Raw genomic sequence first — 11,162 nt, 5'->3', positions numbered from 1 at the left:
ACCACATGGGTTTTGATTTTGATGATATCGGTATGGGTATCGATATATTCGCGGATCTCATGTAACCGACGCATTGACGGGGCATGGACATACACCAGTAAATCCATTTCGCCAGAAATGCCGCGGCAGGTGATCACCTCCGGAATGGCTTGGAAGACTGGCACCACATCGGCGCAGCGGGGGCAGCGATGTTGGATCTCAAAGTAGGCCGACACCCCCTCCTTTTGCGATTCACTGAGCAGCACTTGATAGCCACGGATCACCCCGGTTTGTTCCAGTTTTTTGATGCGCTCGGCCACGGCGCTGCGAGACAGATTCACTTGCTCGGCAATGCGCGAGACGCTTTGGCGGGCATCTTGACGTAAGCTGTTAATGATCGCGGTATCAAATTTATCCAACTTGGGCTCCTAGTGCACAGCGGGCACAGGGTTGACTTATCCAGGGGTTTGCCAGCACATGGCTCCTACACTCACACTTGCCGGTATCTTTACGGGCCACTTCGAGGCCACACGGGTGCTTAAGTTTCGTGCTGCTTGCGGCGACTTCGATTGTCTATCACTGTCCGCCGCAGGCGCTGCGGCTACTCAGTTGTTATGCGCCGTGAATTTGCCGGAATAGTGGCAATTTTCCGGCATTTTGCCGGTGGCGGCGCCAATAACACTGAGATTGGAGGCAGATTGCGCTGCCAAAGCCCATTATACTGATAGCTCCAAAACCACTGAATATTAACAGATGAATCCACATAGCGGAACAATAGGGCGTTGGCAAGGGGCGGGGTTGATGGCCACCACTTTGCTGGGTACTGGGGTATTTATTTTACCGCAGATGACGATCGACAAAGCCAACTCGGGGGCGCTGGTTGCCTGGTTATTGCTCACTTTCGCCATTATTCCTGTGGCGCTGGTATTTGGGCGGCTTGCCAGTGTGTTTCCCCACGCGGCGGGGCCGGCTTATTTTGTGGAACAGGCTTTTGGCCGAACCGCTGGGCGCACCATTGGCCTTATCTTTTTGCTGGTGGTGCCTATGGGGGCGCCAGCGGCGATTTTGATGACCTTCCAATTTGTTAATGCTTTGGTCCCTCTTGGCGGCTGGGCGATGGTGGCGTGTGAGGTCCTGGTGCTCTTGGGGTTATTTTTGCTCAATCTGCGGGGGATCCAAGTGTCGGCTAAGCTGCAGTTTGCGCTCACGCTGTGCATTGTGGCGGTGGTGGGGATGTTGTCACTGGCGAGCGGCTTGCAGCAGGGGGCGTTAAGCGCCATTACGCAGGCGGGAGTGCCAGACATGTCGACGGTAATGCTGGCGGCGGGGATCGCCTTTTGGAGTTTTTTAGGTATCGAAGCCATGACTCATCTTGCCGATGATTTTCGCCGCCCAGAGCAGGATATGATCCCCGCTATGATGATGGGGACTGTGTTAGTGGGGCTGATTTATCTGGCCTGCACTTTATTGCTGCTACTGGTCGCGACCGATAGCCCAGTCGCAATGATGGGGGTGTTCGATCGGTTATTAGGAGGATACGGCGCCCAAGTTATTGGTATATTAGGGATTGCTAGCGGCCTTGCGACGGTCAATGTGTATGCTTTGAGCGCCGCGCGCTTGCTGTGGAGCTTTAGCTGTGAGGGCATTTTGCCTCGGTATTTTGCCGTTAGAAATGGCACCGGAGTGCCGATTCGGGCATTGGCGCTGCTGCTGAGTGTCATGGCGAGTGTGATTGTGCTGACCTATATCAGCGGCCAAGATCTGGAGCATCTGATCGCTTGGAGCAATGGGGTGTTTGTCGTCATCTATTTTATGGCGATGCTCGCCGCAGCGAAACTGTTGCCGCGACACAATTTGCCCTTGGTGGTTTTTGGCTGTGGCTTTTGTGTGGCACTCGGTGTCGCCCTTGGCGCGAGCATGCTCTATGTCTTTGGATTGATTGCGTTGGTGGCCCCTTTACTCTGGTGGCAAAAGGGCCATCTGAGCCGCCGTCAGCAGGAGGCTTAGCCTAAGTAAGCGGCGCGAGGATTTGGCATGATGGCGGCGTGAGGCTCGTAAGCTAAATGGCGATCATTATCCTTAGGCGCGCATTTGCTGGGCGAGGTGGCGCATTTGTATCAACTCACTGTGCTTAAGATACAGCAGATCTGCGCTGCGGCGGATAATTTGGTCTTCATATTGGGATAGTTGGCCATCGGCATAGGCCAGTTGCCACATGGCAAGCAGTAGCTGTTGCTTTTGCGCTAGACTAAATTCGGCATTAATTGCTTGGGTAAACTCAAAGAGGGAAGTCGCATTACCTTGGATGTGTTTGGCTTCATCGAGCAATTCTTTCGCCTCCTGCGCCGTCATACCGAGGGTGTCGGTCAGCAGGTGTGGCAGTAGCGTGATTTCCTCGGGCGCTAAGGTATCGTCAGCGAGCACCACTTCAAGGAGCATGCTGGCGGCAGCGAGGTTGAGTTGGCGGGCTTTTTCTTCACTGGACAGGGCTTGAGTGTGGGATTGAATAAATCGCCTTAAGCTTGCAATCATAAATGAGGGACTCTGGTGTGGCATCGATAGCCAATAGAGTCCCTTTTTAGCATAAAGTTCAGCTTGAGTCGCTTCCTGAGGGTTACCGCTTAGCACGCGTGTTGCAGCGGCGCGATTCGCACCCTAGGTCAAACCCTTTGATCTTATCGGGTGCAATGCTTGTGGTGCTCATGGGGATTGCGGTTTCACTTAGCTCGGCGGCGGTGAGCGGGGGGTCTTCATCGGCCGCGATTGGCTGGGTTGGCGTAAGATTGCGGGGCTTTTCTGTGATGTTCGGTTGAGCGCATTGATTTCTATTGTGCATTGCTGCTGGATTTTGGGTATCCTTAGCGGCAATTTACCCTGTTAATTTATTTCAATTATTTGGAAAGTCGCATGTCACTATCCGCCATTTTGACCGAAGCCTATAACTTTTTCCGTAATCATCTTGCTCAGCTGGCCATGCTGACAGTGCCGCTCCTGCTCGTGCAAGTCGGTATTCAGTTATGGCTTGGCGCTGAGATGAGTAAAGTGGATCTGGAAAATCCCCAATTTGGTGCACCGCACATGCTAGCCATGATGCTGTTATTACTTACATTTTCATTATTAATTGCGGCGCTTACCTTGTTTCTTGAGCTGCGCTCTCAAGGGCATCATCCCGCCCCAGGGCTCGTGTTAAAGGCGAGTTTGCCTTTTGTGCCGCCACTTTTGCTGGCTGGCGTGTTTTCGGGATTGGCCATTTTGGCACCGGTGATGCTATTTGCCGCCTTTGGCCCCCTGTGGCTGGTGGGATTGGTGATCAGTTTTTACCTGTTTGCTCGCCTAGCCTATGTGAATTTTATGGTGGTGGTTGAACGCTTGACTCCCCTCGAAGCGATTAAGGCGAGTTTTCGTTTTAGCGGGCCAATTGTCCTTAAAACCATTGCCCTACTGATGCTCTATTTGCCTTTGTCGGTGATCGGCAGCCAGTTATCGGCTTTAGGCGCGGCAGGTGGGTTGCCGCTACAGATGCTGGCCGACACCTTAATGAGCTTTATCGGCTTATTTGTAAACTTGGCGCTATTTCGCCTGTATATGGTCGCGAAAAAGCCTAATTTGGAATAACGCTATGCCAATGGTGGCGTGGCACCTGCGGCTCGATAGCCAGTGAGTGCCAGTCACACCTGACTTAAGGGCAAGTCATTGGCCTAATTTCATCTCGCGGGAGGTCATTTAATCATGGGGGCAAAGGCAGTGATGACGGATAAAGGCTTTATCCAGGGCTTTTCTGCAACCCTCTTGGAGGATTACCTTAATGCCAAAAATTATGTGCAGGATGTGCCAACCCAAGCGCTGCTGCATATTCGCAGCTTTACCCATAGGTTGACCGCGTTGTTAGGGCAAGATAAAGCCGTCGTCTTTACCGGCCCTAATCTGTACGATCGCATTGAGTTGCTCAATCAAAAACGCGTCATTGATGTGAAAACCACCCGGGCGCTGCATCGGCTACGCGCCGACGGTAACCGCGGCGCTCATCCTGAAAAGTATCACCTGACTCAGGAGCAATTACTTGCTCTGGCCCAAAAGGCGATCAAGGATGTGCTGGCGTTAATTGAGTATTTATATCCCAAGTTCCTTGGACGGGCTGCGCCAACCTACCGATTTGAGGCGAGTACTTCCGTGACGGCAAAAGAGCTCTGCTACCGCGCGGTGATGGAAGATGATCCCTCAGCCCAATATTTAGTGGGTATTTCGCTGAAAACCAAGGCATTAATGCTCAGTGAACAGGCGCTTTCCTGGGCGGAAGAGGCCGAAGGCCATGGGCTGTCTGCGAGCAAGACCGAAGGGGCGGGCTCGCAAGCCCATTCGAAGGAGAGCTCGGAGAGCCGTTCACAAAAAGCCGCAGAAACCTTTGCCCGAGCCGCCTATTGGTTTTCCCTTGCGGCACCACGCAATATGGATGCTCTCTATGAGTATGGGGTGGCGCAGATCCATGGCTATCAAGGTACGCCTGAAATCGCCAAGGGCGAGCAGGCGATCGCCACCGCCGCCAAGGCTGGGGTAGTCAATGCCATGGCGTTGCTGGGTTATTTCTACTTAGTGGGCGCAGAGTCGGTGCCTGTCGATTTGGCATTAGCCGAACATTATCTGCAACTTGCGGCCGAGGGGGAGCAGGCCGAGGCCATGGCAAACCTTGGGGTGCTGCATTATCAACAACAAAATTTTACACAAGCCTATCATTATATTAGTAAAGCTGCTCAGGCTGGTTATCCCCATGCCCAGTATCATTTAGCCTTGATGCTGGCCAATGGTGAGGGGTGTCAGCGAGATCCCATTGCCAGTGAGCATTGGCTGGCCGAGGCGGCTGAGCAAGGACAGTTGGATGCCATGTTTACCCGCGCCCAGCACATGCTCAATGACGATAACGCCTTTGGCAGTGATTTAACTCAGGCGGAGCATTATTTGCGTGAGGTGATCAAATATGGTCACAGTGTGCCAGCGATGATTGAACTGAGCATGGCCTTGGCCGATGGTATTCTTGGGCGGATTGATGTGGTCGGGGCCGCGGCCTTACTCCAATTGGCGCGCCGCAATGCCAATCCTAAGGAGGCCGAGATTATCGCACCTCTTTGGCGTTCATTGGCGTTACAGATAGAAAAGGTGCTTGAGGTTACCCAAGTGCCCGCTGAAATTCAAAGTCTTGAGCGCGCCAGAGCGCTACTGATGCCTGCTGTCGCAGATTAGCAGTGTATTGATGAGCAACTCAGTATTCAGTTCTCACTGTACAGTGCTCAATGTTTCTATTTCATAGCTGCGCGTTGACGTGTTCATAGCTGCGTGTTGACGTGCACGCCATTCGCTGCCGATTGGTTGTCAAGTGGTTGATTTTACGTTGCAAATTATGTTTTTTCCCTTAGTTGTCCGGCGTTTTTTTGTGCAGTAAATCCCATATCGAGTGAATTGTTGCCGCGGCGCGATTATGCGCAGCGATCGTGAATCCATAGGTCTTATAAATGCGTCTATAATAGGGTTAGGTTATAAGGCTGTCCTAGCCGCCACTCTCATTAGCTGTTAATTACCATTATCAGGGAATAATATATGTCTTTGTCTCTAAAGCAGAAAATCATTTTTTCTGTGGTTATGGCCCTCTCTGCGGTGATCGCTCTTCTCTCATGGCAAGGTTATAGCGTTCAGCGTGATATGTTGTTGCAATCGAGTTTTGATCAGGTCAAACAACTGAGTGACCAGCAAGCTGAGCGCATTAGCGATTGGTTAGGCGTGCGCCAAAGTATTGTGGGTTCTGTAAAGGTTAATGGCGATACGCCCTTGCGTCCTAGTTTGTTGCAAGCGCTTCATTCCGGCAAATTTGAATCTGCTTATTTCGGGAGTCGCGCAGGTGAAATGGTGGATACCGATTTAACCGCAGATTATCGCAATTATGATCCGCGAACTCGCGACTGGTACCAACAGGCCGAGCGACACGGCAAAGGCGTCATCACTAAGCCCTATGTGGATGTTGTCCAAAACATATTGGTTGTAACGCTGGCCAATCCCGCTCCTGAGGGGGTATTTGCCGCCGATGTGTCTATTAAGGACATTGTTGATGATATTAATCGCTTAGTTTTACCTGCAAAAGGCTTTGCAATACTTAGCCATAAAGATGGTACGGTGATCGCGTATAGCGATCACGCCAAGGTGATGGGTTCACTCACTCAGATTGATAATGAATTGACCGGGGATTTACCGGCGCAAAGTCGCAAGGCAAATGGATTTTCCCCGCTGTACTTTGATGCTACTAATGAGGATAAGTTAATTTGGGTAACTGAGGTGCCTGGCTATGATTGGCAGTTAATCATGGTGATTGATAAGGAGACCTTAGAAGCGCCGCTGACATCCATATTGTTGGAAAAGTTAGGTATTTCCCTATTAGTGTTGGTGTTGAGCGTGGCAGCCATCTCTTGGTTGGTGAGCGTATTACTTGGGCCTTTAAGCCATGTTTCTCAGGCACTTGATCGTATTGCTGATGGTAATGGCGATTTAACCCAACGCATCGAGGTGGATACCGAGGATGAAGTGGGCGCCTTGGCTGATAGTTTTAATCGTTTTGTCGGTAGCCAGCATCAGCTGATCAGCCATATTCGCCAATTAGCCGTAGAATTAGATGCTGATGCTGAGCATAGCCTTAAAACGACGCATGCCACCGTGGGCGAGTTACAGCGCCAGCAGCAAGAAGTCTCCATGGTGGCGACGGCAGTCACAGAAATGGCCAGCGCCACCAATGAAATTGCCGCCAATGCCGAAAATACCGCCACCGCCGCGCAGCAATCGGCGGCCAGCAGTTTGCAGGGCAAAGAGTTGGTGCATAAAACTCAGCATTCGATTAACTCCTTAGCCAATGAGGTCGGTGAGGCGACCGATGTCATCGGCGAGTTAAGCCGTCACGCTCAATCCATTTCGAGTATTTTAGGCACGATTCAAGGGATTGCAGAGCAAACCAATTTGTTAGCCCTCAATGCGGCGATTGAAGCGGCGCGGGCGGGTGAGCAAGGGCGTGGCTTTGCCGTGGTGGCCGACGAGGTGCGTGTGTTGTCCCGTCGCACCCAAGACTCGACCCAAGAAATTCATGCCACCATTGATGTGCTGCAGCGTACCACCGCGCGGGCCGTTAGTTTGATGGAGAGCAGCCAAAATCTGGCCGTGCACAGTGTGGAAGATGCCAATGCTGCGGCCAAGGCATTGGAAGAAATTACTCAAGCGGTGAATGTGATTTCCGATATGGCAGGTCAAATTGCCACTGCCGCAGAGGAGCAAACTCAAGTGACCGGGGAAATCACCCAAAATACTGTGGCGATCAAGGATGTGACCGATGAGATCACGGCCTCGGCGCTCGCGGATCTTGATCAAGCGAAAGCGTTAAAGTCCCGCGCTAACGATCTGAATGCTCAGGTTGCGACCTTTATTCTGTAAAATCGTAGCCAATCAGATAAGCCAGATTAAGCTTTGCTTTATCTGGCTTTTTTATGGCTTTTATTGACCGCGATGCGGTTTTTCTATTCACTCTAGCGCGGTTGTAGAGTCGTTATCTGGCCTCAAATACCTTAGCGACACTTTGGCAAATGGTGTCTCTAATCCATTTATGGCCCTGATCCTCATTGTTACGTTGATGCCACAATAGCACATAGGCCATAGGCAAAAAGTCGAAGGGTAAAGGCAGTTGTTTGAGGGGATAAAGTTGGCATGCATGGCGGGCAAAGCTTGATGGCAAGGTAAAGACTAAATCACTGTGGGCGCAGACACTGGCGGCGCCATAAAAGTCGGGCACTGTGGTGCTGATTTTGCGTCTATGGCCAAGGTCGGCCAGAAAATAATCGAGTGCCCACCAGTCATTACCCTCACAGCGCACCTGCACATGGGCCATATCAAGATAAAGCGGCAACTGCCATTGGGCGGAAGTCAGCGCGGCCAAAAGGGGATGATTTTCGCGCACGAGGCACACTTGGGTGTCGGTGAATAATGTCTGGCAGACGATGCCTTCGGGTAAGCGATGCATGCGCGGATCGGCAAGTGGATGTAAATCCCTGCCTGCAATACCAAAATCGATTTGCCCCTGTTGCAAATCCTGCATTGATTTTTCGGTCCAAACGTAGGAGTCGAGTTTGATATAGGGCGCGCTATGGAGTAATGGGCCAATAAAATAAGGAATTAAGGTTTCATAGGCGCTTTCGACCATGGCAAAAGAAAACTGCCGATGACTGCTCAGCGGATTAAAAGTGGGCGGTTGGGTGAGTTGATATAAATCCTGCAAAATATTCGGCAGTTTTTGGCCAAGATTCAGCGCGTGGGCCGTGGGTTTTAAACCGTGAGCCGTGCGCTGAAATAAAGGGTCATCCAAGGTTTCCCTCAAGCGATTCAGACTTTTACTGATTGCTGACTGGCTTATATGCAGTCGACTTGCCGCCCGTGTGACGCTTTGCTCTTCGAGCAGCACTTTTAAGATCACCAATAGATTGAGGTCGATTCTGGCCAGGTTATCAAGATTCATTGATATTCCTCAAAGGAAATTCACTTTGGAAATCATACCATTTCTATTCATACCTTAGGTTATTTAAAATAACGCATTAGCACGATATAAATAATGAACTGAGATGATTATGCGGCCCAATTTGTTACCCATTCTGATGTTGATGGTGTTGTTAAGTCCTTTAGCCATAGATATTTATTTACCTTCCATGCCTACCATGGCAACAGAGTTTGCGGTATCCGCCAGTGAGGTGCAGTCAACGCTGGTGTTATTTTTATTTGCGATGGGCTTAGGGCAGATATTAATTGGCCCATTAGCCGATCGCTACGGCCGTCGTCCCGTTGCCCTATTTGGCATTGTGCTTTACGGCGCCAGCAGTTTATTGGCGGCGGCGGCGCTGGAGTTTCATTGGTTGCAAATTGCCCGTGTGTTGCAAGGCTTGGCGGCCTGTTCGACCTCGATTGTGGTCTTTAGTGCGGTGCGCGACTGTTACACGCAGCAGGAAGGCGCAAAAATGTACAGTTATTTAAATGGCGCGATTTGCGTGATACCGGCGCTGGCCCCCACCTTGGGCGGGCTGCTTGCCATGCAGTTTGGTTGGCGCTCAACCTTTGTGTTTATGACCCTTTATGCCGTGTTGATGATGATTGTTGTCGGCTACCGTTTACCCGAAACCCGCCCGGCAAACACGGTTACCACTGGGGCATTATATCGCTGGGGCAGATATAAACCTGTGCTGGGCAATACGCACTTTTTGTTTTATGCCTTTGCGTGTATGTCCGCGATGGCCGCGATTTTAAGTTATGTGTCTTACTCACCGGTGTGGCTCATTGGGCATTTAGGCGTGTCAGAGTTGGTATTTAGCGGCCTGTTTGGCCTGAATGCCTTAGTCAATATTGTGGCGTGTTTTGCTGCGCCTATGGTGATCCGTCATTTAGGTAATCGGCAAACGGTGGTGGTCGCGTTATCTTTGCTACTGTTTTCAGCGGTGGTGACCGTTGCCGTTCAGTCAGTTGGCCCAACAGCAGGCATGGCGGCCGCCTTTGCCTTTATGCTGCCGATGATCATGTTATGTATCGGCTTTGCCCTATTGCTTGGCCCGGCAACGAGTATGGCATTATCAGCCTTTGGTGAGCGAGCGGGTACCGCGACGGCGATGCTTGGCTTTATTCAAATGAGTGGCGCTTCGCTCCTTACCGGGCTGGTGCAACAAACCGATTTACCCGCGCCTTATGCGATTGCCTTGGTGATGGGTTCGGCTGCGGTTGGGCTACTCTTGATGATGGCCATGAGTCGTTTCGATCATTGGCACCAAGAGCAATGTGTCGCCGAACACTAATGCTTCGCCTCGTCACCGGTGTTGCCAATCGGGGCGCGCAGGGGAATTCTTGGTTCGAGATGGCCGATTTTAGCGGGTTTAGTTGCCCAGTTGACCTTAGCGGCTTGAGTCAGGTCACTCGCCAAATGAGTTGCCGTGGCTTTTGCTGCGCGGGCCTGTCGCCGCGTAATTTTTTTGGGGGGTAAAGTGAGCGATATCCATGGCGGTTTAGGCATGTCCCGTGACTATTGTCGGGGGTGCGGTTATCCCCATAATGCTTGCCTGTGCGGCAGCATCCAGCCCATTTCGCCAAAGACGCAGCTGGTCGTGCTCCAGCATCCTGCCGAGGTGACGCATAAAAAGAACAGCGTGCGAGTGTTAAGCCTCGTCGTGCCTGACGTGCAAGTATATGTTGGGGAAAGCGCCGTAGACTTTGGCCCATTACGCGAATTTTTAGCGCGATGTGGCAAACCGATTTATCTGGTGTACCCTTCGGCGCAAAGCCGGAGTGTGGAAGAGCAGCCGATAGAGCGCGATGTGGTGCTGCTACTACTCGATGGTACATGGCGCAAAGCGTTTAAAATGCTGCAGCTTAACCCGTGGTTAAGTGATTATCCCGCCGTGCATTTAGCCAAAGGCTATGCCTCAAGGTACAAGATCCGTAAATCGAGTCGCCCGGACAGTTTGTCTACCCTAGAGGCTTGCGCCTATATGTTAAAAGCGCTCGACGCTGGGCTGGATGTGACGCCCTTAATGGCGGCGTTTGATGAAATGGTCGATATGCGCATTCGTGCGATGCCTGCCAGTATTCAAAGCCGTTACCGTAATCCAACCCCTTAAATGTTAAGTCAAATTTATGTGATCTTGTACGTGTAAAATTCGTAAAAGTTTTGTTTAGATCACGCTAAGTTAATGCAAAACGCGCTTTAATAGTGTGGCTTCATTTGCAGTGCAGATGATGAGATAGCTTTGCCAGCCAATTGCTTTGCAGGGGAGCAATACCATAGTCATGGCGCGCTGGCAGAGCTATCTAGCCCCAAACATTTGGCCCCTTAACGGGGGTTCTCTCCGTGCGACTCGGGTCATCCTTCAGCCGTTGCATCAATCCCTTATCCCACCCCTAGACTCATTCGGTACCGATAAAAGCGTTGAGTGATGTAAGCTCACTTGCTCACTTGCTCACTTGCTCACTTGCTCACTTGGTCTAGGTTGTATGATGAGTTTAAGCCATGGCGTTTGGCTGACGTGCTCATCGAGCGTTATGATGATCCAGTGGCTTATCGTGCGCGTTTGCCGCCGCGGCGGTATACTCGATAGGGTTAATCTGAGGGTGTTATCAAATGGAGGGACGAA

General features: G+C 51.3%; 9 protein-coding genes. 6 read left to right on the top strand and 3 right to left on the bottom strand.

Annotated elements, in window-relative coordinates; all coding sequences use genetic code 11:
* Window positions 1-398: Lrp/AsnC family transcriptional regulator (locus ACRCZA_RS11885; protein WP_438674640.1), on the bottom strand; the 398-nt coding region annotated here is incomplete at its 3' end.
* Window positions 399-732: 334 nt separating this feature from the next.
* Between ACRCZA_RS11885 and yjeH the strand changes: the two genes are divergently transcribed.
* The gene (gene yjeH, locus ACRCZA_RS11880) at window positions 733-1,986 is read left to right on the top strand and encodes an L-methionine/branched-chain amino acid transporter (protein ID WP_438674639.1); all 1,254 of its coding nucleotides are present in this window, start codon (window positions 733-735) and stop codon (window positions 1,984-1,986) included.
* Window positions 1,987-2,058: 72 nt separating this feature from the next.
* Here the strand turns inward: yjeH and ACRCZA_RS11875 are convergent, their stop codons facing one another.
* Window positions 2,059-2,511: a TerB family tellurite resistance protein gene (locus tag ACRCZA_RS11875; RefSeq protein ID WP_438674642.1), complete on the bottom strand. Its 453-nt coding sequence runs from the start codon at window positions 2,509-2,511 to the stop codon at window positions 2,059-2,061.
* A 375-nt stretch (window positions 2,512-2,886) separates the two neighbouring features.
* Here ACRCZA_RS11875 and ACRCZA_RS11870 point away from each other — a divergent pair, with 375 nt between their 5' ends.
* The 3 genes from ACRCZA_RS11870 to ACRCZA_RS11860 all read left to right on the top strand — a co-directional run bounded on the left by ACRCZA_RS11870 (window position 2,887) and on the right by ACRCZA_RS11860 (window position 7,437).
* Window positions 2,887-3,594, top strand: coding sequence for a hypothetical protein (locus ACRCZA_RS11870; RefSeq protein WP_438674638.1), 708 nt, complete (start codon window positions 2,887-2,889; stop codon window positions 3,592-3,594).
* A 114-nt stretch (window positions 3,595-3,708) separates the two neighbouring features.
* A complete protein-coding gene (locus ACRCZA_RS11865) occupies window positions 3,709-5,214 on the top strand; it encodes a DUF4145 domain-containing protein (protein ID WP_438674637.1) in 1,506 nt (501 codons plus the stop codon).
* Between the two features lie 354 nt (window positions 5,215-5,568).
* A complete protein-coding gene (locus ACRCZA_RS11860) occupies window positions 5,569-7,437 on the top strand; it encodes a methyl-accepting chemotaxis protein (RefSeq protein ID WP_438674636.1) in 1,869 nt (622 codons plus the stop codon).
* A gap of 112 nt (window positions 7,438-7,549) precedes the next feature.
* Here ACRCZA_RS11860 and ACRCZA_RS11855 read toward each other — a convergent pair whose 3' ends face one another.
* Window positions 7,550-8,512 (bottom strand): LysR family transcriptional regulator, encoded by a 963-nt coding sequence (locus ACRCZA_RS11855; RefSeq protein WP_438674635.1) that lies wholly within the window; start codon window positions 8,510-8,512, stop codon window positions 7,550-7,552.
* 109 nt (window positions 8,513-8,621) lie between these two features.
* Between ACRCZA_RS11855 and ACRCZA_RS11850 the strand changes: the two genes are divergently transcribed.
* Window positions 8,622-9,830, top strand: coding sequence for a multidrug effflux MFS transporter (locus ACRCZA_RS11850; protein ID WP_438674634.1), 1,209 nt, complete (start codon window positions 8,622-8,624; stop codon window positions 9,828-9,830).
* Window positions 9,831-10,043: 213 nt separating this feature from the next.
* Window positions 10,044-10,649 (top strand): tRNA-uridine aminocarboxypropyltransferase, encoded by a 606-nt coding sequence (locus tag ACRCZA_RS11845; protein ID WP_438674641.1) that lies wholly within the window; start codon window positions 10,044-10,046, stop codon window positions 10,647-10,649.
* Window positions 10,650-11,162: the final 513 nt, after the last annotated feature.

It is taken from the genome of Shewanella sp., from assembly GCF_051658185.1.
Classification (GTDB): Bacteria; Pseudomonadota; Gammaproteobacteria; order Enterobacterales; family Shewanellaceae; genus Shewanella.
Note: the sequence above shows the minus strand (reverse complement) of the source record. Positions and strands in the feature narration are given on the sequence as shown.